Source organism: Nocardia sp. NPDC052316, from assembly GCF_044547795.1.
Lineage (GTDB): Bacteria > Actinomycetota > Actinomycetes > Mycobacteriales > Mycobacteriaceae > Nocardia.
This window is the reverse complement of sequence record NZ_JBIUBB010000003.1, coordinates 352,414-374,534: the sequence shown is the minus strand read 5'-3', so window position 1 is coordinate 374,534 and position 22,121 is coordinate 352,414. Positions and strand designations below refer to the sequence as shown.

At 67.4% G+C, this 22,121-nt stretch carries 25 protein-coding genes and 1 pseudogene; 12 read left to right on the top strand and 14 right to left on the bottom strand.

The window, feature by feature from the left end; genetic code table 11:
* Positions 1–6 precede the first annotated feature (6 nt).
* The 4 genes from ACIHA7_RS14390 (at position 7) to ACIHA7_RS14375 (ending at position 2,577) form a co-directional block, all read left to right on the top strand.
* Positions 7–483, top strand: coding sequence for a MarR family winged helix-turn-helix transcriptional regulator (locus tag ACIHA7_RS14390; protein ID WP_397289371.1), 477 nt, complete (start codon positions 7–9; stop codon positions 481–483).
* Between the two features lie 171 nt (positions 484–654).
* Positions 655–1,038 carry an NYN domain-containing protein gene (locus tag ACIHA7_RS14385; RefSeq protein ID WP_397289369.1) on the top strand — a complete coding sequence of 128 codons (384 nt, stop codon included), beginning with the start codon at positions 655–657 and terminating at the stop codon, positions 1,036–1,038.
* An 80-nt stretch (positions 1,039–1,118) separates the two neighbouring features.
* Positions 1,119–1,442 (top strand): ANTAR domain-containing protein, encoded by a 324-nt coding sequence (locus ACIHA7_RS14380; RefSeq protein WP_397289367.1) that lies wholly within the window; start codon positions 1,119–1,121, stop codon positions 1,440–1,442.
* A gap of 121 nt (positions 1,443–1,563) precedes the next feature.
* Positions 1,564–2,577 (top strand): YdcF family protein, encoded by a 1,014-nt coding sequence (locus ACIHA7_RS14375; RefSeq protein ID WP_397289365.1) that lies wholly within the window; start codon positions 1,564–1,566, stop codon positions 2,575–2,577.
* A gap of 1 nt (position 2,578) precedes the next feature.
* On the opposite strand, the gene ACIHA7_RS14370 is transcribed toward ACIHA7_RS14375, so the two are convergent.
* The gene (locus ACIHA7_RS14370) at positions 2,579–3,262 is read right to left on the bottom strand and encodes a PAS and ANTAR domain-containing protein (protein ID WP_397289363.1); all 684 of its coding nucleotides are present in this window, start codon (positions 3,260–3,262) and stop codon (positions 2,579–2,581) included.
* Positions 3,263–3,458: 196 nt separating this feature from the next.
* Here ACIHA7_RS14370 and ACIHA7_RS14365 point away from each other — a divergent pair, with 196 nt between their 5' ends.
* Both ACIHA7_RS14365 and ACIHA7_RS14360 read left to right on the top strand, forming a co-directional pair.
* Positions 3,459–4,280: a M15 family metallopeptidase gene (locus tag ACIHA7_RS14365; RefSeq protein ID WP_397289361.1), complete on the top strand. Its 822-nt coding sequence runs from the start codon at positions 3,459–3,461 to the stop codon at positions 4,278–4,280.
* Positions 4,281–4,497: 217 nt separating this feature from the next.
* Positions 4,498–5,040 carry a hypothetical protein gene (locus ACIHA7_RS14360; protein WP_397289359.1) on the top strand — a complete coding sequence of 181 codons (543 nt, stop codon included), beginning with the start codon at positions 4,498–4,500 and terminating at the stop codon, positions 5,038–5,040.
* A gap of 5 nt (positions 5,041–5,045) precedes the next feature.
* On the opposite strand, the gene ACIHA7_RS14355 is transcribed toward ACIHA7_RS14360, so the two are convergent.
* Positions 5,046–5,852: an SAM-dependent methyltransferase gene (locus tag ACIHA7_RS14355; protein ID WP_397289357.1), complete on the bottom strand. Its 807-nt coding sequence runs from the start codon at positions 5,850–5,852 to the stop codon at positions 5,046–5,048.
* Between the two features lie 119 nt (positions 5,853–5,971).
* On the opposite strand from ACIHA7_RS14355, the gene ACIHA7_RS14350 reads away from it, so the two are divergent.
* Positions 5,972–8,101: a putative bifunctional diguanylate cyclase/phosphodiesterase gene (locus ACIHA7_RS14350; protein WP_397289355.1), complete on the top strand. Its 2,130-nt coding sequence runs from the start codon at positions 5,972–5,974 to the stop codon at positions 8,099–8,101.
* 21 nt (positions 8,102–8,122) lie between these two features.
* On the opposite strand, the gene ACIHA7_RS14345 is transcribed toward ACIHA7_RS14350, so the two are convergent.
* The 7 genes from ACIHA7_RS14345 to ACIHA7_RS14315 all read right to left on the bottom strand — a co-directional run bounded on the left by ACIHA7_RS14345 (position 8,123) and on the right by ACIHA7_RS14315 (position 13,979).
* A complete protein-coding gene (locus ACIHA7_RS14345) occupies positions 8,123–9,556 on the bottom strand; it encodes a purine-cytosine permease family protein (RefSeq protein ID WP_397289353.1) in 1,434 nt (477 codons plus the stop codon).
* A gap of 134 nt (positions 9,557–9,690) precedes the next feature.
* Entirely contained in the window at positions 9,691–10,368 is a 678-nt protein-coding gene (locus ACIHA7_RS14340; RefSeq protein WP_397289351.1) for a respiratory nitrate reductase subunit gamma, read from the bottom strand.
* A gap of 105 nt (positions 10,369–10,473) precedes the next feature.
* Positions 10,474–10,887, bottom strand: a complete 414-nt coding sequence (locus ACIHA7_RS14335) for a MerR family transcriptional regulator (RefSeq protein WP_397289349.1) — start codon at positions 10,885–10,887, stop codon at positions 10,474–10,476.
* A complete protein-coding gene (locus tag ACIHA7_RS14330; RefSeq protein ID WP_397289347.1) occupies positions 10,880–11,212 on the bottom strand; it encodes a hypothetical protein in 333 nt (110 codons plus the stop codon). Before ACIHA7_RS14330 ends, ACIHA7_RS14335 begins: the two co-directional genes overlap by 8 nt.
* A gap of 61 nt (positions 11,213–11,273) precedes the next feature.
* Positions 11,274–12,272, bottom strand: coding sequence for a hypothetical protein (locus tag ACIHA7_RS14325; protein ID WP_397289345.1), 999 nt, complete (start codon positions 12,270–12,272; stop codon positions 11,274–11,276).
* A complete protein-coding gene (locus tag ACIHA7_RS14320) occupies positions 12,259–13,659 on the bottom strand; it encodes a hypothetical protein (protein WP_397289343.1) in 1,401 nt (466 codons plus the stop codon). Before ACIHA7_RS14320 ends, ACIHA7_RS14325 begins: the two co-directional genes overlap by 14 nt.
* The gene (locus ACIHA7_RS14315) at positions 13,656–13,979 is read right to left on the bottom strand and encodes a hypothetical protein (RefSeq protein WP_397289342.1); all 324 of its coding nucleotides are present in this window, start codon (positions 13,977–13,979) and stop codon (positions 13,656–13,658) included. The genes ACIHA7_RS14320 and ACIHA7_RS14315 overlap by 4 nt, the downstream gene beginning before the upstream one ends.
* A 269-nt stretch (positions 13,980–14,248) precedes the next feature.
* Here ACIHA7_RS14315 and ACIHA7_RS14310 point away from each other — a divergent pair, with 269 nt between their 5' ends.
* From ACIHA7_RS14310 to ACIHA7_RS14300, 3 genes are all read left to right on the top strand, one after another.
* Positions 14,249–15,103: an ABC transporter permease gene (locus ACIHA7_RS14310; protein ID WP_397289340.1), complete on the top strand. Its 855-nt coding sequence runs from the start codon at positions 14,249–14,251 to the stop codon at positions 15,101–15,103.
* A complete protein-coding gene (locus ACIHA7_RS14305; RefSeq protein WP_397289338.1) occupies positions 15,096–15,923 on the top strand; it encodes an ABC transporter permease in 828 nt (275 codons plus the stop codon). Before ACIHA7_RS14310 ends, ACIHA7_RS14305 begins: the two co-directional genes overlap by 8 nt.
* Before the next feature lie 127 nt (positions 15,924–16,050).
* Complete coding sequence (locus tag ACIHA7_RS14300) at positions 16,051–16,914, top strand: ATP-binding cassette domain-containing protein (protein WP_397290757.1); 864 nt, start codon at positions 16,051–16,053, stop codon at positions 16,912–16,914.
* 37 nt (positions 16,915–16,951) lie between these two features.
* Here the strand turns inward: ACIHA7_RS14300 and ACIHA7_RS14295 are convergent, their stop codons facing one another.
* A complete protein-coding gene (locus tag ACIHA7_RS14295) occupies positions 16,952–17,656 on the bottom strand; it encodes a DUF4389 domain-containing protein (protein WP_397289336.1) in 705 nt (234 codons plus the stop codon).
* A gap of 222 nt (positions 17,657–17,878) precedes the next feature.
* Positions 17,879–18,405 (bottom strand): annotated as a pseudogene (locus tag ACIHA7_RS14290) (CocE/NonD family hydrolase).
* Between the two features lie 335 nt (positions 18,406–18,740).
* Between ACIHA7_RS14290 and ACIHA7_RS14285 the strand changes: the two are divergent.
* Positions 18,741–19,403, top strand: a complete 663-nt coding sequence (locus ACIHA7_RS14285) for a TetR/AcrR family transcriptional regulator (RefSeq protein ID WP_397289334.1) — start codon at positions 18,741–18,743, stop codon at positions 19,401–19,403.
* Here the strand turns inward: ACIHA7_RS14285 and ACIHA7_RS14280 are convergent.
* Positions 19,400–19,720, bottom strand: coding sequence for a hypothetical protein (locus ACIHA7_RS14280; RefSeq protein ID WP_107660113.1), 321 nt, complete (start codon positions 19,718–19,720; stop codon positions 19,400–19,402). The genes ACIHA7_RS14285 and ACIHA7_RS14280 overlap by 4 nt on opposite strands.
* A gap of 394 nt (positions 19,721–20,114) precedes the next feature.
* Between ACIHA7_RS14280 and ACIHA7_RS14275 the strand changes: the two genes are divergently transcribed.
* Positions 20,115–20,648 carry a DUF4254 domain-containing protein gene (locus ACIHA7_RS14275; protein ID WP_397289332.1) on the top strand — a complete coding sequence of 178 codons (534 nt, stop codon included), beginning with the start codon at positions 20,115–20,117 and terminating at the stop codon, positions 20,646–20,648.
* On the opposite strand, the gene ACIHA7_RS14270 is transcribed toward ACIHA7_RS14275, so the two are convergent.
* Positions 20,649–20,966, bottom strand: coding sequence for a hypothetical protein (locus ACIHA7_RS14270; protein ID WP_397289330.1), 318 nt, complete (start codon positions 20,964–20,966; stop codon positions 20,649–20,651).
* Positions 20,967–22,115 carry a fatty acid desaturase family protein gene (locus ACIHA7_RS14265; RefSeq protein WP_397289328.1) on the bottom strand — a complete coding sequence of 383 codons (1,149 nt, stop codon included), beginning with the start codon at positions 22,113–22,115 and terminating at the stop codon, positions 20,967–20,969.
* Positions 22,116–22,121: the final 6 nt, after the last annotated feature.

The window sequence follows — 22,121 nt, the reverse complement described above, 5'->3', positions numbered from 1 at the left end:
AGTGGAATGGCCGACGCCGAGCTGAACTCGGGCCTGCTGATGTTCATCGCGCACCGGTCGATGGAGGACCGGATCTTCGCCGAGCTGCAAGCGGCCGGGTTCACCGACATCACCGTGGCGCAGGGCCGGGTCGCACAGCGCATCAGTCCCGACGGCATTCGCCTCACCGAGCTGGCCGAGCAGGCGCAGGTCACCAAGCAGACCGCGGGATTCCTGGTCGACCAGCTCGAACGCGCCGGATATGTGGAGCGCGTCGCCGACCCGACCGATGGTCGCGCGCGCCTGGTCCGGCTGTCCGAGCGCGGCAAGAAGGTGGCGGCGTTCGCGAACTCGATCGCCGACCGGATCGAAGGAGAATGGGCCGCCCACCTCGGCGCCCGACGCATGCGTGAACTACGCGCAGCGCTGGCCGCGCTGCGTGAGATCACCGATCCGTACGCCCACCCAGAAGGTGCGGCCGCTCGGCCCGGTAGAGCCGTTTGAGCGGTTCCAGCGGAGGCAGTTCCCAGAACGCGGCGCCGAATCGTCGGCGACGCCGAGCAAGGCGTTCACCGCCCGGCGGCCGAATTCGTCGCGTCGAATGGGCTGCATCGGCGCCCGCACCCGGCCCAGGCGAATGCACACCCGACTCCCGACCGGGAGGAGACTGGGCAAGTGGCGGACGGAATTCAGCTGATTGTGGTGGATGCGGCGAACGTCATCGGCTCGCGCCCGGATGGCTGGTGGCGCGATCGTGCGGGAGCGGCGCGAAGACTACTCGAGCAACTCTCCGCTTCGGCGCTGCAACGCGAGCAACAAATGGTCGTCGTGCTCGAGGGTAAGGCGAAGGCCGCGGATGCGAGCGTGGACGGTGTGCGGGTGGTGCAGGCGGACGGCTCGGGCGACGACGCGATCGTCGATGTGGTCGCGGCGGCCGTCGAGCGAGACAGCACGCGGCCGATCACCGTCGTGACCGCGGATCGCGAACTGCGCGAGCGCGTCGCGGCGCTCGGCGCGGGCACCGTCGGACCCACCTGGCTGTGGGAGCGCCTCAGGTAGCGAACCGACCAGTCCTCATCTCTTTTGTGAAGGTTGGCCAACCGCCCCATAACAATTGGTCGGCTGGGTAGTCCCCTCGTATGAGCGATGCTTTCGAGGAACGTGGCCGGCCAGCCCTCGGGCGCGCCTCCCCCGAATTGCTGGCGGCGCGAGCGGTGATCGAACAGGCGAAGGGCGCGTTGATGCTGGTCTACGGGGTAGACGCGCAACAGGCGTTCAGCATGCTGCGCCGCCGTTCACAGGAGACGAACGTCAAACTGCGAGCGCTGGCCGCGCAATTGATCGCCGAACTCCCTTCCCTCGACCTCGCGCCACCGGAACTCCGAGCCAAAGTCGACTATCTGCTGCACATCGCCCATCCGGGGGGAACCAAATCTTCGGGCAAACCGCCCGCTGAGCTCTGACCAGCGCCGACACCGGCTCGGCGCGAAATCCGTTGGGACGTATCGGACAATCCGTCTGCGGACACCGAGCGAACTCAGCCCCCGATGCGATCGCTGGCGGCATGCCAGCTACCGTGCGCGGGTGATCCTGCTCACTGTCGGCTTGGTTCTGTTGGGTGTCTTCGCACTGCGGTTCCATTTGGACCGGCGGCGGCTGAGCAACGGAATCTACCTGCTGCTAGGTGTGGCGGTGCTCGGCGCCTGGGCACTCGGCTCGGGTAACGACATCGACCTGACGCTCGCGCTGGTCGGACTGCTCGTGGTGCTGTCGCCGCTGGTGGTGCTGGTGCTGGCAGGGCTGCTACTCGCCAACGGCATGCAGATGGTGCGCCGCGAGGGGTTGCGGATCGCGAACCTGCTCTCGATCGGGCCGGGGATCGTCCTGCTGGTGCCCTATGTGCTGCTCGGCGTCGCCATCGCGACGGGCAGCCTGCGCTCGGTCCTGCTGGCGTCACTGGTACTGGCGGTGAGCTACTTCGGGTTCGTGTTCACCGGCTTCGTGCTGTATTCGCTGCTCTACGGCTGGCTGCCGTACAAACCGGGAATGGACGCGATCGTCGTACACGGCTCGGGTCTGGTCGGCGCGCGCGTCTCGCCGCTACTCGCCAGCCGACTGGACCGGGCGATCCAGATCTACTGGGCCGAACTCGCCGAGGGCCGCCGCCCGGTAATCATCGCCAGTGGTGGAAAGGGCTCCGACGAGGCGGTATCGGAAGCCGCCGCGATGGCGGACTATTTGCGGGCCCGCGGCATACCCGACGACAGTGTGGCTACCGAGGCTCGGTCGACCACTACGCGGGAAAACCTGCTCTTCATCAAGCGACTGCTCGGCGAGCGCGGACCGACCACCCGAATGGTGTTGGTCACCAGCAACTTTCATGTCCTGCGCACGGCGATCCTGGCCCGCAGGCTGAAGCTGGACGCCGAGGTGACCGGCGCGCGCACCGCCTTCTACTACCTGCCGAGCGCGATCCTGCGCGAGTTCATCGCGATCGTGGTGGCCTACAAGTGGACCAACGCCATCACCTGCCTGACGCTCGTGGCTTTGCCGCTGCTGCTGGCCTTGGCGACCGGCGGGATGCCCACCAGCCGCTGAGTCAGGAAGCGTCGACGCGTTCGTGCACGGTCAGCAGCAGGTGATCGAAGCGGGTGCGGAACCCCGCGCTGTCTTTGCTGAGCATCCTGAGTTCGTTGACGAACTGCGCGGCCAGGTCACGCAGCTTGGTATTGGTCTCCTGGGAGCGCCAGCGCAGCACCCGGAACGCCTGATCCGCGTTCACCCCGTAGGCGAGAATCAACGCGCCCTTGGCCTGCTCGATCACGGCGCGCGCCTCGACCACCTCCGGCAGGATCTCTTCGAGCACCTCCTGGCGCTGCTCCTCGAGCCGCTCGGTCACGTCGACGTAGTAGCCGGACGTGCCGACCGCGGTGCCGTCCTCGTCGACCATCAGGTCACCGACCACGACGACCTCACGGACCTCGTCTTCGGTGTCGATGATCCGGTGCCTGCCGCAGAACGGCTGCCCGGTTTCCGCCGCGGCGGCGATACAGCTCGCCACGTGTTCCCGATCGTCGGGGTGCTTGTGGGACAACAGCAGCTCGGTTGTCGGCTTCACGGTCCCCGGCTCGTAGCCGTACATCTGCGCGAGCTCGTCGGACCATTCCCACCGCTGGTCGGCAAACCAGAATCGAAACCATCCCGGCTCGGCGCACGCGTCGATGCCGATGGTCTCTTCCATCGCGCTCACCGCGTCCGGTGGAACTTCGTCGCCCAGCGTCACCGCTCCAGTATCCGCCGAAACACTCGTGCTTCGGACCCCGACCCACAAATACGCCGAACCCGTGACACTCGGCCCTCTGCTCGCAAGATCGTCCGGAAGGCGTAAGTCGAGAAACCCGCCTTGACCACCTGGGTTGTGCGATGCTCGTCACCGTCGGCGAATGTGGTTGCACCCCAGGCTGATCGCGAGGAGAAACATGAGCCCTGTTCCGTCGTTGCGGCGCCTCGGGTCGCTCACGCTGGCCGGTGTGCTGGCCTTGGCCCTCGCGGGCTGCGGGGATGCCGGACCCGGCGCACCCGCGGAGACCAACGCTCCGGTCGCCACCACGCCGATGGCCGACGAGACCGCCTTCGTCTCCGTCACCGACGTCGAGCCGACCATCCTGGTCGACGCGCGCTATTTCGGGGAGCACAACTTCCTCGGCACCCGGGTGACCGGTTACGAAGCGCCGCGCTGTTTGCTGACCAAGCAGGCGGCCGCGGCGCTGGCGGAGGTACAGCGGGAATTGCAGCCGATGAACCTCTCGCTCAAGACCTACGACTGCTATCGGCCGCAGCGCGCGGTCGACCACTTCGTCGCGTGGGCCAAGGATCTCGGCGATGTGAAGATGAAGAAAGAGTTCTATCCCGCCGTGGACAAGGCGAACCTGTTCCGCGACGGCTACATCGCCGAGAAGTCCGGGCACAGCAGGGGCAGCACCGTGGACCTCGCCATCGTCGCCCTGCCCGCCGCCGACCCGGAACCGTACCGGGACGGTGATCCGCTGCGCGAATGCTTCCTGCCCACCGAGCAGCGCTTCCGCGACAACATCCTCGACTTCGGCACCGGCTACGACTGCTTCGACCCCGCCGCACACACCGCCAATCCGGCCGTCGGCGGCACCCAGCGGGCCGTCCGCGCGCTGCTGGCCGAGCTGATGGAAGAACACGGGTTCACCAATCTCGCCGAGGAATGGTGGCACTTCACCCTGAAGGACGAGCCGTTCCCGAAGACGTTCTTCGATTTCCCGGTGCGCTAGCCTCCCCGTCGCGCTGGCCTTCCCGGTGCGCCTGCCTTCCCGGTGCGCTGGCCGTTCCTCTCCGCAGGTCGCAGCCTGCTCCTACACTGAAAAACAGCGGCACGGTCGACCGCAGGAGCGCCACGGCAATTCCGCGATCGGCATATCTCCCAGACCCGACCCGCCCAGACTCGACCCGCCCAGGGCCCGCAGCGGCCCGTTTCCCGGAGGAGGCGGCATGCCCGATCCATCGCACCTGAAGATCTGCCTATTGGGGCAGGGGTGCACCTGCCCTACCGTCACCCTGTTCCTCGCGCCCGAACCGCTGATCCCCGGCGGCAGCATTCTGCACCTGCTCGAGCAGGCGCCGCTGGCCGCCGACACCGCCGCGCCGACCGCAGATGCCGACCTGGTCGACCTGGTACAGACCGACTCGACCCACGCCGAACCCGGCCCCCTGGTCCGCACCGAGTTCCGGGCGTTCCGGTCCGGCCTGCCCGACCCGCACGAGATCCGCACCATCCTGCACGACCGGCACATCACCGATACCGCACCGGTCGGCCTCGATCTCGACGACCCCGCGGAAATGACCCGGCTCGCCCTGCTCCCCGAGCGCCCCATCGGATTCCGGCGCACCGAGGACTTCCAAGAGGCAGCCGTCCGCCGCGCCATGCTCGCGGTGTACCGGCACTTCCAGGTGGACCAGCGAATTCGCTTGACCTACCACGGTTTCGCCGACCCGGCGACCGGCTGGTTCGCCCTGCGCACCGCGATCGCCTGATCGAATCAGTCCTTGCGGGCGATCCCGCCGTACGCGCCCGAACGTTCGGGGTGGTCGCCGACGTCGGCCGGATTGTCGGGCCGCCACAGCGGCAGCTGCACCAGCCCCGGCTCGAGCATGGTCCAGCCCTGGAAGAACTCGGCGATCTCGGGCTTGGTGCGCAGCACGATCTCGGTGGAGGTGCGCCCGGACAGCTTCTGCGCTTCCAGCACCTCCTCCGGTTGCCCGTCGGCCGTGGCGTGGGTAATCGCGAGATAGCTGCCGGGGGCGATCGCGTCCCGCAGCCGCGCGATACAGCCCGCGGGATCGGCCGCGTCGGGCACGAAATGCAGCACACCGAGCGCCAATACGGCCACCGGCTGGTCGAAGTCGAGCAGCCGCGCCACCTCCGGGTCGGCCAGAATGGCGTCGGGGTCGCCGATGTCGGCTTGCACGACAGCGGCGGCGGGATTTCCGTCGAGGATGGCCCGGCTGTGCGCGACCGCGACCGGGTCGATGTCGACGTAAACCACACGGGCCGACGGATTTACGGCCTGCGCCACCTCGTGCACATTACCGACGGTCGGGATACCGGAGCCGATATCGAGGAACTGGTCGATGCCTTCGTCGACCAGGAATCGCACGCACCGACGCAGCAAATCCCGGTTGGCGCGCATGGTCTCGGCGACATTGGGCGTGAATTCCTCGATCTGGCGGGCCAGCATTCGGTCGATCTCGAAGTTGTGCATGCCGCCGACGAAGTAGTCGTATACGCGAGAGGCGCTGGGACGATCCAGATCGATACCCTCGGGCGCCCAACTCGGTCTGGTCATCACTCGCCAACCCTTCTCGAAACATCGCTTGCCAGCGACGAAAGCATCGCCATCGTAGCCGGGTTCGTGAGTGGCCGCAGTTGGGCGGAGCTCCGCAAATCGGACTACGATCAGACGTTATGGCGTGGGATGCCGGGAGCGGTTCTGATCCTGGCGGACCGCACGCCGAACTGGCCGGGAAATGGGCGGCCGCACTCGGTGGCGGGCCGCGCAATCATGTCGTGCCCATGAGCTCGGCCGAAACCCGCACCCTGCTCACCACCTTGGCCAAGGAATTCGTCGACATCGCGGCGAACCAGGGGCCCACCGATCGGGTCGCCGGACTCGGCGGTGAGCTCGCCCGCTCGCATTTCGTCGGCGACGAAGTGCTCGGCCGCAGTCTCGCCGTACTCAACACCTACCTCATCGAGACGGGCACGGTCTCCCCCGCCCGCGCTGCCGAGTTGCTGGGCGCCTTCGCCACCGGCTATCTGCGCGCCTTCCGCGCGTGGTTGCTTGCCGAGCAGGAAAGTGTCCGGGCCGCCGACATCACCGCCCGCAGGCTGGTCGAGCAGCAGCTGCGGGCCAGCGAGGCACGGCTGCGCGCGGTGTTCTCCCAGGCCGGGATCGGCACCGGGCTTTCGGACATGACCGGACGGATCATCGAGGTCAACAATGCCTTCGCGGGCATGCTCGGCTACCGGCCCGAGGAGATGTGCCGGCTGTCGGTCACCGATCTGACCCACCCGGACGACGGTCCCGACATGTGGCAGAAGTACGCCGGGGTGCTCTCGGGCAAGTACGACAACGTGCAGTTGGAGAAGGCCTACCGGCACCGCGACGGCGGCACGGTGTGGACCCACATCAACGTCTCGCTCATCCGCGACGAGCACGGCAAGCCGCAGTACACGCTGGTGCTGGTGGAGGACGTGTCCGAGCGCCGCGCACTGCGCGAACGGCTGCACTACCGGGCCCACCACGATCAACTGACCGGGCTGCCGAACCGGTCCCGCTTCTTCGACGCGCTCACCGCGGCCTACGCCGACAGCGCCAGGGTCGGGCTCTGCTACATCGATCTCGACCACTTCAAGACCGTCAACGACACCTTCGGCCACACCGTCGGTGACGAGCTGCTCGCGCAGGTCGCCGCCCGGCTCAACGCCTGCGTCAACCGGTCCGATCAGCTCGTCGCGCGCATGGGAGGCGACGAATTCGTCGTGCTCATCCCGCATTCCACCGGTGTCGAGGAAGCGGCGGGAGTGGCGAGAACGGTGTTGCACGCGTTGGCGCAACCGTTCTATGTGCACGAGCATCAGCTGACCGTCACCGCGAGCATCGGCGTGATGGAGGAACGCGCCGACCGGATGTCGGCCACCGACTTCCTGAAGGCGGCCGACACCAGCATGTACTGGGCCAAGGCCGCGGGCCGCGGGCGGTACGCGATCTTCGACGCCGACCGGGGCCGCCGCGAACACACCAGCGCCGAGCTGTCGGCGGCCATGCCGTCGGCGTTACGGGACGGCGAGTTCTACCTCGACTATCAGCCGATCGTCTCGCTGGCCAACGGGCAGACCGTGGCGGTGGAGGCCCTGGTGCGCTGGCGACACCCGGATCTCGGCATTCTGAGCCCGGCCCGGTTCGTCGACCTCGCCGAGGACAACGGGCACATCGGCGCGCTCGGCTCCGTGGTGCTGGAGACGGCCTGCCGGGCCAGCCGCGAGTGGCACGACCGCTATCCGCAGACACCGACGGTCAGCGTGAACGTGTCCGCCGCCGAGGTGGCCGACCCGGCCTGGCTGGACCACGTCCAGCAGGTGATCGCCGAGACCGGGATCGACGCGAGCCTGCTGCAGTTGGAGCTGACCGAGCGGGCGTTCATGCAAACCACCGGACGGCCGCTGCGCGCGCTGCACACCCTGGCCGACGCCGGTGTCCGCATCGCCATCGACGACTTCGGTACCGGTTACTCCAATCTGGCCTACCTCGGCCAACTCCCGCTGCACGTGGTCAAACTCGCAGGCCCGTTCATCCAGCGCATCCGCACGCCGGACACCGCGAGCCCCACCGACCTACTGTTGCTGGAGACGATCATCGATCTCACGCACGCGCTCGGCTTCACCGTCACCGCCGAGTGCGTCGAAACCCGCCACCAGGCCGACCAGCTCCGCGACCTCGGCTGCGACACCGCGCAAGGCTGGCACTTCCACTATCCGATGCCGGCCGAGCAGGTGACGACACTGCTGAGCATGTCCGACCTCCGGCTGAGCTGAAACACCTACTGCCGCAAGAATTCACACCTTAGCGGCGGTGTGCACGGTGCCGGCCGGATAGATCATCCGGTCCGGCGGGTTGCTGGTGCGGCGGGCGAGCGGGTAGTAGATGGCGGCGGTGAACACGATGCCGACGATCCAGGAAATGTCCGCGCCGCCGAGCATTTCGGTGACCGGGCCGGTGTAGAGCTGCTGGGCCAGGAACGGGATCTGGGCCAGCACGCCGAGGGTGTAGCAGACCAGTGCGGTGCTGTTCCAGCGGCCGTACCGGCCGTCGGGGTCGTAGAGGGCGGGGATGTCGATGCGTTCGCGGGAGATCAGGTAGTAGTCGATCAGGTTGATCGCGCTCCACGGGGTGAACACCATCAGCAGGGTGAGCACGAAATTTTTGAAGTTGCCGAGGAAGTCGGCGCTGGCCCCGATCGCGACGAGCATCGACACGGCGGTGAAGCCGACGATGTAGGCGGCCCGCGCGAACGGCGTGGTGCGTGACTGCCCGTTGAACGCGGTCACCGAGGTCAGGATCGACATGAACCCGCCATAGGCGTTGAGACAGTTCACCGTCAGCTTGCCGACCACGATCACCAGGTAGATCAGCAGCGCGAGGGCGGCGGGCCCGGCCAGGTCACCGATGAAGCCGACCTGGTTGCCGAGGAATGCTTTTCCCGCCACCGCCGCGACCAGCGCGCCGAAGGTCATCGACCACTGGGAGCCGAGCACGGTGCCCGCGAAGGTCGCCAGGAAGGTGGTCCGGTCGCTGGTCGAGCGCGGCAGGTAGCGCGAGTAGTCGGCCACGTAGGGCCCGAAGGTCAATTGCCAGCCCGCGCCGAGCGAGATGGCGAGCACGAACGTCGCCGTCTCGAACGGCTTTACGCCGACGTAGCCGCTCACGTCGTACTCGGTGAACAGCCGGACGGCGAGGTAGCTGAACCCGGCGACGCCTACCACCGTGGCGATCCGCCCGACCACGTGGATCAGCCGGTAGCCGGTCACCGCCACCACCGCGGTGAGCGCGCCGAAGACGAGGATGCCCACCGTCGCGTTGTCGATGTGCAGGATCTTGTTCACCGCCTGACCGGCCAGCACCGTGCCGGTCGCGGCGAACCCGAGGTACATCACGATGACGAGCAGCAGCGGCAGCACCGCCCCGAACACTCCGAATTGCGCTCGGCTGGAGATCATTTGCGGCAACCCGAGCCGTGGCCCCTGCGCCGAGTGCAGGGCCATCACGACGCCGCCGAGGATGTTGCCGATGAGCAGGCCGACGATCGCCCACAGCGCGTCGGCGCCGAACACCACCGCTAGCGCGCCGTCGACGATCGCGGTGATCTGCATGTTCGCCCCGAACCAGAGGGTGAACTGGTTGACCGGAGTGCCGTGCCGTTCGGCGTCGGGGATCACCTCGATGGTGCGGCGCTCGATCGATGCGCCCGCGTCGAGTTGCTCGTGCGCCATGGGCCCGCCTTCCGTCGTCCGGGAACAGCTGGAAGTGCGGGAGAGCCCGGCGAGCTGTCACTGCGTCCGAGTATCGCGCACACTGGTCGGTCTTGTACTTCTTTGCGGCACACCCCGACCGGGCGCAGTCACCGCTACGGCGTAGACAGCTCGCGCGGTCGACCGGCCGGCGGTTCGGATCTGATGCGCCGGATCAGCCGGTAGACCGGCTCCGCGAGAATGCTCGCCAGCCGGGTGTAGGGCCAGATCGCGACGAACAGCATCAGGACCAGGCCGCGGGCCTGGTAGATGAACGGCGCGTGCACCATGACTTCGGGGTTCGGGTGCAGCGTGAACAGCGACCGGAACCAGGTGAACAGCGTTTCGGCGGTGCGATAGCCGTTCTCGGAGGAGTTGGGGTCGAACTTGATCGCCACCCGCGTCAGCAGGCTGGCCACCAGCATCGGAAAGGTGATCCGGTCCAACGGGCTGATCACGGGCCGGCCCGGACTGCCGATCATGTCCGGCACGAACAGCAGCACCGCGCCCACCGTCGCGCACAAGACGGCGCAGACCTCGACGGCGACAACGACGACATAGAAGGTGTTGTCGGGGTGCGAGTTCGGGCCGGAGACGAGCAGATCGGTGAGCTGGGCGGCGATGATGCCCGCCAACCCGACCCGAAATGCGGTCCCGCCGATCCGCTGCGCACGGTCGAGTTCCGGCCCGGTGTTGTACCAGCCGAATCGGTCGCGTCGATATCGCCAGAAATGGCCGACGACGAAGGACAGCACCGCACTGTAAGGCAGGACAATCCACAGCACCGACATCATGCCGTCCCCGCCTTCGTCATCGAATCGAGAAACAAAAACTATCCGAGATACGCACCACCTTCGCAGAGACCGGGCCACCAAACAAGAGCCGGACGGCCCTCGCGGTCAACGGCGATTGCTGTTGTGGCCGAACGGCATCGGGCAATGCGGGGTCTCCGCGCAGGTCGGCAAGTCGTGGCAGCCCGCGGCGAGCGCCGCGTGCAATGTTGTCTTGATCTCGGTCAGCTCGGCCAGTTTCGCGTCCACTTCGGCCAGTTTCGCGGCGGCACGGGTCGGTAGGTCGGCGCCGGTACGGGTGCCCTCGAGCAGTTCGGCGACCTCGTCGAGCCGAAAACCGAGCCGCTGGGCGACCTTGATGATGCGCAGCGTCGTCACCGTCTCGGGTGGATACATTCGATGGCCGCCCAGCGACCGATCGGGGTCGTGCAGCAATCCTCGGCGCTCGTAATAACGCAGGGTCTGCACATTCACTCCGGCGGCCGCGGCGACCTGCCCCGTTCGTAAAGCCTTGTCATTCATGTATTCGCGTCCTTGCTCGTTCCGCGAGCGCGTCGAGGACCTCGACCTGGCTGTCGGGAACGCCGATCCGCATGACCACATCATCGCCCACTCTGGTGAACGTGAACTCGAAAAACGAACAGCATTCCGATTCGCGGGCGGCAAGATCTCTACCGAGCTCCTCGGCGTCGGAATCAATCACCAGATCCAGCCGGGTGGGGCGAACGCGCCGCGCCGCCCGCACCGATTCCGCGAAGAACCGATCGAACTCCGCGGTGCGCAAGGGCTGCTCGGCGGTCGGCAACGTGCACGACTCGGCCGCCCAGTTTTCTGAATTATCGATCATGCAGCCACGGTAAGCCGGTACCACGGTACCGATTGCAACCCTTGATTCCGCGTCGGCCGACTCAGGCCGAGGCGATCGCGGTGATCAGCGTGCGGGACGCGATGGTCCGGGTGGTGATGAGCTGGGTGAAGGTCTTGGGCTGCTCGCCGGGGTACTGCTGGGTGAGCTTGACCTCCCAGTGCGCCAGGCCGTCGTCGCCGTCGCGGGTCCGGTTGATCTGCACGCAGTAGCGGGTGCCGACCGGAATCTGGTTGATGCCGCGCTGGATCTGCTCGGCGGGCGAGACGATGGCGTTGTCGGCGACCACGGCGCGCGCCCGGTAGCCGGAGCGTTCCACGTAGTAGGCGTATTCGAAGGCGAGGATGGCGTCCGGGCCGTTGGCGGTGCCGCCGGGATCGGTGCCGGAGACGGAGTCGGCGGTGCGCTTCTGTTCGCAGCCCTGGGTCGCGATCGCCGCCGGTTGTGCGGGCACCGTTGTCGTTGTCGTCGTGGCGATTCCGGTGGCGCCGCGGGCGGGGATGGTGCCGGTGGCGGTGGCCGCGGGCGTGTCGGTGCCGAACCCGTGCACGGCGGTGAACAGGATCGAGACGACCGCGATCGCGACACCGAGCACGATCAGGACCGCGAGCACCTTGTTGCCGCCGCGCGGCTGCTCGCGCCGCCGGGTGGGGTGGCGCAGCGGGACGCCGGGGTGGATGCCGGACCGGTTGATGATCGCGGGCGGCGGATTGACGTTGTCCTCGGGGCCTTCGGCGGTGAACTCGGCCACGCGTGTGCGCCGCCGCTCCGGCTCGACCGGCGGTGCCTGCGGCGGCTGCACCACCGCGGGCTGCGGGTCGAGCCAGTGCTCCCAGTCGCCGGTCCGCCGGGGCCGCTCCGGGGTTGGTGGCTCGGACACGGCGACCTCCGGATCTCGGCGACGCACCGGTGCGCGGCGACCGGACGGGCGCCGCCGCCGTCGCGCCTTGCCGGTGGGTGTGCGCAGCATGGGCAGGCCCATGTCGAACGGATTGTGCTGCCCCTCTTGCCGACCCGGTGGGTTCGGGTCAGAGGGTGTCATCGTCGTAGTCGCCGAGGACCGGGGTCACGGCGACCGCGGCCGTCGGCACGGTGACGCCGAGCTGGCCGTCCTTGGGCTTGTGCTCCTGGTCGTCCGCGCGTGGCGGCGGCGGCAATGCCACGCCACCGCCGGTACCCGGATGGCTCTGCTGATCCGGGTTGCCCGACCGCGACGGTGTATCCGCCGGGGCCTGCGCCTGCGGTGCCGGAGCGGGCGCGGGCCTGGACTCCGGTGCCGGTGGTGGCGGCGGCGCCTCGACCCGCGCCGACGGCGCGGAGCCGTGCTGGGCGGGCGGGATCACCGTGCCGGGGCCGGTCGGCGCGGACGGGGTGGACGGCCGTGCGCCCGCCCCGAAGTCGAACAGCTTCGGCGAGGCGCTCGAGTTCGGCGCACCGCTCGACTGATCGCCGGTGGTGCTGCCCGGCCGGATCGCCTCGGTGACAGCCTTGTCCGCGCCGGCCGCCACGGTGTCGATGGCGTGCGTGCCGACCTCGGCGACCTTGTCGACGATGTGCGTGCCGACGCCGGCGATCTTGTCGATGATGTTCGTGCCGATGTCCACGCCCGCGTTGATGGCGGCGGTACCGAGTTGCACGCCCGCGGAGATGAGCTGCTGTTGCAGCTGGAGTTGGGCGGCCAGCGCCGGATCCGCAGGCTGCGTGGTGCCGCCGATGCCGGGCGCCGTGGTACCGGGTGCCGCAGTGCCGGGGACGAATTGGCTTGTGCCACCCGGGATGAACTGGCTCGTGGTGCTCGGTTGTGCGGCGGTGACGCCGGACGGCTGGGTGACGGTGAGCGGCCCCATCCGGTCCAGTCGCCTGCTGTGGTCATCCATCTCGGTCTGCGCGACGTTGACCGTGGTGAGTGCGTCGCGCAGCGCCTGGGTGGCCCGCGCGATCACGGCGTCGGTGTCCGGTGCGGCGGTGGCGTTGCCGAGGATCTGACGTGCGTCGCGCCGGAAGTCGGCGATGATCTGGTCTACCGTCCTGGCGGCGCGGGCGCTGGTGGCGTGCGCGTCGCCGAGCACACTGAGATACGCCGGTCCGCGGTCGGAGATCTCGCCGATCTCGGTCTGCGTGGTGCGCAGTGCGGGCACGGCGGCGTCGGCGCCGCGGGAGGTCCAGGTCGACTCCAGCGCGTGCAGGCCGTCGCGGTGCGGGCCTTCGACATCGGCGGCCTGGGTGGCGGCGGCCGACAGCGCGTTGGTCGCAGTCTGGTTCGGGGTACCGACGCCGGTGCCGAGGCTGGCGCGCAACTGGAGCAGCGGGCGCACCAGCGCGGCGACGATCGGCGGGTCCACATTCGGGTCCTGGTACGTGGTCACGGGCGCGACGGTGTCGGCCGGTGCGGCCTGCGACCGCCTGCGTAGTCCGGTCAGGCTTCTCATGTCAGCGTCTCCCCGGTCCGGGTGATGGCGCCCGCGGTGTCGACGTCGATGCCCTGCATGTCCGAGGTGTAGCCGCGCAGGATCTGACCGTAGGTGCCGACGAGTTGTCCTGCGGTGGACAGCGCCTGGGCGTGTTCGGATACCGCCGTGGCGAACCGCGCCGCGAAATCGGCGCCGACCAGCCCCAGGTCGGCGGCCAGTTGGTCTTGGTTCACCGCCCCGGAGGCGACCGCGGCCGCCGAGGCCAATTGTTGGGAGACCGCGTCCGCGATCGCGGTGTAAGCGGCCACCGCCGCCGGATCCAGCTTCAGCGTGTCCACCGTTCCCCTCCCGGGTTCCCAGTCTTTCGCTACCGCGACATGATTCGATGACAAGCCTACTGCGCGACCTGGACACCCTGCGTCCGATCGTCGCTAGTCCGTTCCGCCTGAGTATGGCAACCAACGGGCACGATGTCATGCGCTGGCGCACCCGCCGACCCGATGGCACGTCCGAATTCCCGCGCTGCGTGCGAGTCTTCCGGTGATTCGGGTCGGGAATTCCGGAAGCTCATCCGCGCTCTCGCCGACAGGCTTAGGCTTGACTCTTTGTGCGCGACAGAGCAGGCGGGGACGGACGGCTCGGCGCGCCCCGGCATCCATGGCGCGCCGTCGCGGTCTACGCGCACCTCGCGCGCGCGGGTTTCCGGCGGCAGTCGCAGTACCGGCTGGCGATGTTCGCAGGCCTTTTCACCAACTGCGTCTTCGGCTTCGTACGCGCGGCGGTGATGCTGGCGGCCGTGCGCGCCGCAGGCGATTTCGGCGGCTACGACGAGGGCTCCATCGGCGCGTACGTGTGGCTCTCGCAGGGGCTGCTCGGCGCGATGCAGTTCATGGGGCCACCGCTGGACCTGGCCGACCGGGTCAGGAACGGCGACATCGCGATCGATTTCCTGCGCCCGGTGGACGTCCAGTTCGGTTATCTCGCCGCTGATCTCGGCCGAGCGGCCGCCACCATGCTGCCGCGCGGGGTGCCGAGCGTGCTGGTCGGCGTGCTCACCTTCGGACTCGTCATGCCCAACACGCCCGGCCCCTATCTGCTCGGCACGTTGAGCGTCCTACTCGCCGTGGCCCTGTCGTTCCTCTGCCTGTTCGGCGTGGCGCTGATCGGTTTCTGGGTGGTCGAGACCCGCGGCATCCGCGTGCTGTATCAGGTCGCCGGCACGTTCCTGGCCGGACTGTTCGTGCCGGTGCACATGTTCCCCGCGTGGCTGCGCACCGTCGCGCAGGCGACGCCGTTCCCCTCGATCCTGCAGGCGCCGATCGATGTGCTGTCCGGCCGCATCACCGGGACCGCCGCGGTGAGTGTGGTTGCCGTCCAGGTGTTCTGGGTGCTGGTGGTGGGTGGCACGGGCCGGATACTGCTGGCGGCCGGGCGGCGCAAGTTGGAGGTGCAGGGTGGTTGAGCCGGGCACCGTGCGGGCCGGGACCTGGGCCACCCCGTACGCGGCGGTGCTGCGCTCGCGGATCCGCGCCCAGCAGTCCTACCGGCTGTCGTTCGCCAGCGAGGTTTTCAGCGCGTTCCTGATCGGCCTGGTCGAGTTCGCCGAGGTGTGGGTGATCTTCCACAACGTCCGGGTGCTCGGCGGCCTCGATCTGAACGCCGCTCTGCTGCTGTTCGGGTTCGGGCAGTCGACGTTCGCGTTGGCTCAGGTCGTCTTCGGTCATCTGGACACCCTCCCAACGCTGATTCGGATGGGTCAGCTCGACGCGTATCACCTGCGCCCGCAGCCACTGCTGCTCCAGCTCATCACCAGTGACATCTCGCTGCGCCGCTTTGCCCGCGCAGCCGTCGCGCTCGTCGTGCTCGGATTCGGGCTGCTGCGCAACGACATCGATTGGGGTCCGGCCACCGCCGCGCTGGTGCTGCTCACCCTGGTCAGCGGGATTGCCTTGTTCGGTGGCGTTTTCGTGTGCGCGGCCGGATTGCAGTTCTTCCTGATCGACGGCGCCGAGCTCACCAACAGTTTCACCTACGGCGGCTCGTTCGCCGCGGTGCAACCCGCCACCGTCTTTCCGATCCCGCTGCGACTGCTGTTCGGCTTCGCCATTCCGGTCTGCTTCACCGCCTATCTGCCGACCATCGCCCTGCTGCGGCTGCCCGGTCCCGCGCTGTTGCCCGCGTGGCTGGCCTGGTGGTCCCCGCTGGCGGTGCTCTGGGTGTGGCTGCTGGCCCTGAGTTGCTGGCGGTTCGGTACTCGGCACTATCAGGGAGGCGGCGGATAACGTGGCGGACTCCGGCTTTTCGGACCCGATCATCGACATCGAGGACCTGACAAGGCAATTCACCCTGTACCGCAAGGACGGCCGCCGCTGGCGTCGGCGGCGCGACACGCTCACCGCGGTGGATCGGATGACCTTCCGGATCGAGCGCGGCACGGCGGTCGGCTATATCGGCGCCAACGGCGCGGGCAAGTCCACCACCATCAAGATGCTCACCGGCATCCTGGTGCCGACCTCGGGCCGGGTGCGCACCTGCGGGCTCGAACCCGTCCGGCAGCGGCGCGAACTCGCCGCCCGGATCGGGGTGGTGTTCGGGCAGCGCTCCCAGCTCTGGTGGGATCTGCCGCTGCGCGAATCGTTCTCCATCCTCGCGGCCATCCACCGGCTCGATCCGGACGTCGCGCGCAAGCGCCAGCACGAGCTGATCGAGCAGCTGGAGATGGCCGACACACTGGATACCCCGGTGCGCCAGCTCTCGCTCGGCCAGCGCATGCGCGCGGAAGTGGCTGCGGCGCTGCTGCACTCGCCGGAACTGGTGATCCTCGACGAACCGACCATCGGCCTAGACGTGCTGTCCAAGCAGCGGCTGCGCGAGTTCCTGCGCGCCGAGCGGGCGGACCGCGGCACCACCCTGCTGCTCACCACGCACGACATGGGCGACATCGAAAGGCTCTGCGGCCGGGTGCTCGTGGTGGACCACGGCCGCCTGGTCTACGACGGATCGCTGACCGGGCTGGCCGCCACGGTGGGCGCGCGGCGCGTGCTCGTCGTGGACCTGGCCGAGCCGACACCGGATATCGACGACCTGCCCTGCGCGCAGCTGCTCGGGTCCGAGGCAGGCGGGATGCGCCAGCGGCTGGCCTTCGACCCCGAGCGGACCACGGCCGCACAGCTGCTCGCGATCGTGTCGGATCGGACCGAGGTGCGCGATCTGTCCATCGAAGAACCGGAGATCGAGGACGTGGTCCGCCGGATATACGAATCCGCCCGCTGACTCAGCGGGCGGATTCGGTAGCGGGACTTGTTGGTATTCAGCCTATTTCGGGCTCACGGGCGCCTTGGTCGAGCCGGAACGGCGGGTACTCGTCGCGCATCAGCGTGGCGTACGCCTGCACCCGGATGCTCCACCGGTTGATGCCCACGACGAAGTCGTACACACCCCGGGGGTAACGCGCGGTGAACAGCAGCCCGATCACCGCGACGAGCAGCAGAATACTGATCAGCGGAATGCTGCCGACGCCGGACCATACGTCGTCATCGGACATGGAGAACGCCATGCCGCCGGTCGTCATCGCGGCGAGGATCAGGTAGTGCGGAATGGCGAGCAGCCACCACTTCACCAGCACCAGACCGCGATGCAACCGCTCCGGATAGTCGATCGCGAGATCCGCGGGGTACTCGTCGCTCGGCTGCAGACTGAACGGCGGGTACTTGTCGGTGCCGAGCACCGACAGTGCGTAGAACTCGACCCGCCAGGTCCAGCGCATGACCCCGACATTGAAGTCGAACATCGCCCTCGGGTATTTCCCGGTGAGCAGAATCGCGAAGAACGCGATCACGGTGACCACGAAGTAGGCGATGTGCAGAAACAGCAGCACGAGGTAATGCGGGATGGCCAACAGCCACTTGACCAGCCACATCCACCGCGATAATGCGGGATCCAGATCTCCTCTGACGCGAATCGGGTTGACCGGGGTGGCCGCCTTCGCAATGTAGTCAGGGCTTTGAGGTTCCATGATCGATGCTCCTTTCCGGTGCTTTCGATCCACGCCACAAACCAGGTGCGGAATATCTGCGATTCTCGCGTATTCGACGGTCGCCGACGCCACGATCGGATATCGACACGCCAACAAATAGATGCACACCAGTTCGGCGCGTCGCAGACCCCGCCGTAAACGGCCGATAGGCGGGAACCCATTCTGTCCCTCGCTAACCCAGCGGCTTGCTCAACGGCACATTCACGAAGCTGGGCGCCGACGGGCTTTGAGCGCGGGCGGATTCTGTTCGGCCGCTTTGAATTGATTGATGCCGGAGTAGGAAATGCCGGACATGCCGATATTGCCGTCCGACCACGGCTGCTTGCTCGCCCAGTCGATCATTTCGAGGGTGTCCTGGTTCTCCCTGCTCTGGAGAACTGCCATGCACCCTGGGAATATCCGGTGCCGCGCACGTCGGCCACGACGTAGGTGTAGCCGTGCTGCACCAGCTTGCGGTCTGCCCCGAAGGTCCGCGCGGCACCGCCGCTGAGCGCCCTGGTCAGGTCGGTGATCGAGTCGAACGGTGTGCCCGCGAAGTCGAACCGGTTGACCAGCTCGATCAGCGCGTCGGACAGTACCGGGATGTTGAGGGCCAGATCAGCGACCAGCGACACGAATTTCGTGTAGGGGGTCAGGTTGACGATGGTGGGCAGCGGTTCGGTCACGATGTGGCCGTCGGCGTCGACCGGCCGATAGATATTGGCCTTCAACACCGTTCCGTCGCTCATGGTGATCGGCACGTCGAAGTCGATGTGCACCGGCCCTGGGTACTTCGCCGGACCGTCGTGCGCGGCGGTCCACTGCCTGCCGAGCTCACCCCCGTCCGGCGCCGATGCGGCGGCAGCGGTGCTCGGCACGACCCACAACGCGGCCATCGCCGCGGCGACCACCAGGGCTCCGACCCGACCCGACCCGCGACGTAATGCCCGCATAGCCCTCGACCTTCCTGGCCGACCTGCTTAAAAACACGACCGTACCTATGGCGGGTGTGAGAGTAACCGGGACCACATCGAATGGACAAGTATGAGTCAGATCACGGGCGCGAGGTGTCTATCCTCAGGGGATGGGACTCGAAGCCGGTGTCGACCGCGGCCGCCTGCCACGTGGCACCCACGGCATGGCGCCGGAGGCGGTGGCCCACTCGCAGCGCATGCGGATGTATCTGGGAGTACTGGAGGCGGTCGCCGAACGGGGTTACGCCGCAACGACTGTCGGCGACATCGTGGCCCGCGCCAACGTCTCGCGGCGCACCTTCTACGAGCTGTTCCGCGGCAGGGACGACTGCTTCGCCGAGGCGTTCGAGGCGGCCGTCGGACTGGTACTCGGCGAACTCGCCGGCAGCGTGCAGGCCACCCCGCGCAGCGAGTGGCGCGCGCTCATCCGCACCACGTTGGAGACCTACCTGCACGTCCTGGCCGAGAACGGGATCTACGCCCGCGCGCTACATATCGAATGCCTGGTCGCCGGGCCGGTCGTCGCCGAACAGCGTCGGCAGATGAAAACGTTACTGGCGCACCGCATGCACGCCGCTTTTCGAATCGGTCGCGCCGAGGGCGATATCCCGGTGGACATTCCGGCGGAAATATTCGACGCACTCATCGGCGCGGTCGACGATCGTATTCGCGACTGCCTGGAAGGCCCTGGCGCCAAGGCGCTTCCCTCCCTGAGTGCACACCTGTACCAGATCACCATGGCGCTGTTCGGCGTTCCGGAGTGGGACGCCTAGCCGGGGCCGCTCCCCTGCGCCGAATACAGACTCACTTCGCCGTCCTCGCTGAGGAACGCATTGACCAGCATGATGCGCTGGGCCTGCAGATCATCGGTGGCCGGGGCCTCGGTGGTGATCGAAATCTGCGGTATCGCGGCCCAGTTGACCACGTAACGCTCGGGCGGTCCGTTGTCGTCGGAGAGCCTGGCGAGGCGGAAGACCGACACGGTCTTGCGAACGATGAGCGTGCGCACGACCTCTCCGATTCGCTCGGGGTCTTCCAGCGCGAACATGAACCCGAAGGTGAGCTCGGGCGATGACACGTAGGCGGGCACGAACACCGAGGCTAGCGGATCGACCGAGACCGCGCAGCCGCCGCGCCGATCCGGTTGCTGATCGTGCGCCCGTCCATCGTTGTCGGAGATACCGACGGTGCACTCATGTGACCGATCCGTAACGGACCATAACGATTTACAAGCGGCTTTAGGTTTCGTACACCATACTATTGCGCCGATTCGGCAACCGCGCTTTCCTGAAAGAGTCCCGATTATTCGGGTCGTCTTCCTCATCGCATCGTCGCGGATTTCCCGGTTTCTTTGCCGTGCTGGTGGACTGTGGGGGTGGCGTCCGAGCTCGGGGCTGCGCCGGAGCCGAGGGGTGCCCCTCCCCGAAATCCCCCTCGGCCCTGGCGCATCCAGAATGGGATAGATACCGCAGGGGTGTACGCACATGCCGACCGAATACGCACGCGTCCGTATCGGGACAGAAGAACTGCCGCCACCCGCTGAACTCTTGCGCGCCTTCCGCGAACCCGACGATCCGAACCGGCACCGGCACGGCGTGCTCAGTGCCGCCCGGCAACTCGTCGAGTGTCATGAGCGGCGGCACAAGGCAATCGAAGCGGCGCACGCGGCCGACGCCTCGCCGGGGCGGGTCGCGGCGTGCACCCAGCGGGTCGAGGACATCGACGGGCAGCGGGCGGAACTGATCGGGCAGATCGACGTGTGGGTGGCCGACAATGTCGAGCACCGCGGCGGCGCCTCGCTGCATACCGAGACGCTCGGCGCGGTGATCGATCGAATGGCCGCGAAATGGGTTGCGGCACAACGAGCTCTGCGCAGAGCGCCACAGCAGCGGGCACGCCCGGTGCAGGTGGACGGGGAAGCCCACCTGCAGTGGTGCAGGCTCGCCGAATTGACCGACGGGTACCGGGATCTGGTCACCGACGTCACCGAACACCGGCGCAGGCTGCCGGTGTGGTGATCAGCGGGTCTCGTCGACCTCCGGCTCGACCACCTCGGCGTCGACGAACGACGTCTCGGTAGCGACCGCGGGCTTCGGCGCCGCCGGTGCCGGATCGTCGGGCTCGAGATCCACCTCCCGCCGCGCCTCGGCGGCATCGCGCCGAGCCGCGGCGGCGGCCTCGTTCATCTCGATCGCGTCGGTCACCCACTCACCGATCTCCTTGGTGACCTCCGCGACGGTGCCCGCGATGATGCTCGCGATATTGCCGACATGTTTGGCGCCCGAGGACGTCAATTCTTGAATGAGGTCCTTGTTGCTTTCGAATTTCCCGATCATTCACACGCCCACTTCGGTTGCCTTTCGCTGACGCATCACGATAACACCGGGAGACGGTTCGCTCTTGACCAAGCTCGGCGGCAGTGCGAGCTTGAAAATTTTCAGCCAGACCGAGCCGATCTGCTTGCTCAACGAGCCGGTGTTGTACGGGAGTCCGTACTTTTCACACAATGCGCGAACCTCCGGCGCGATGTCCGGATAGCGGGCCGCCGGGATGTCCGGGAACAGGTGGTGTTCGATCTGGTGCGACAAATTGCCGGACATGATGTGGAACAGTTTGCCGCCGGTGATGTTGGCCGAGCCGAGCATCTGCCGGATGTACCACTCGCCGCGGGTCTCGTCGGCGGTCTCCTCTTCGGTGAACGTCTGTACGCCGGTGGGGAAGTGACCGCAGAAGATGATCGAGTATGCCCAGACGTTGCGGACCAGGTTCGCGGTGACGTTGCCCGCCAGCGTGCTGAGGAACAGGGGGCCGGTCAGCGCCGGGAAGATCAGGTAGTCCTTCAGCGCCTGCTTGCCCGCCTTGCGGAACTGGCCTTTGACCAGCCGCTTGATGTCGGACCACGTCCGCTTGCCGCGCACGATGTTCTCGACCTCGAGATCGTGGGCCATCACGCCCCACTCGAACAGCATCATCAGCGCGAAGGCGTAGAGCGGCTGGCCGAGGCGCAGCACGTTCCAGGACTGGCTCTCGTCCATCCGCAGGATGGAGTAGCCGATGTCGCGATCCTTGTTGTGGATGTTGGTGTAGGTGTGGTGGATGTAGTTGTGCGAGTGCTTCCACTGGTCCGCCGGGCAGACCGTATCCCATTCGAAGACACGGGAATTCAGACCGGGCTCACGCATCCAGTCGTACTGGCCGTGCATGACGTTGTGGCCGATCTCCATGTTGTCCAGGATCTTCGACACGCTCAGCGCGGCGACGGCCGCCAACCAGACCGGCGGCAGGAAGCCGAGGTACATCAGGCCGCGCCCGGCGATCTCGAAACCGCGCTGCGCCTTGATGATCGAGTAGAGGTACTCGCGGTCGCGGTCGCCGAGGTCGGCGACGACCCTGGCGCGCAGCTCGTCGAGCGCCTTGCCGAGTTCTTCGATCTGGTCCGGGCTCAGTACCAGCGGGCCGTCTTTGGTTTCGGTCAGGATTGTCATTCGATT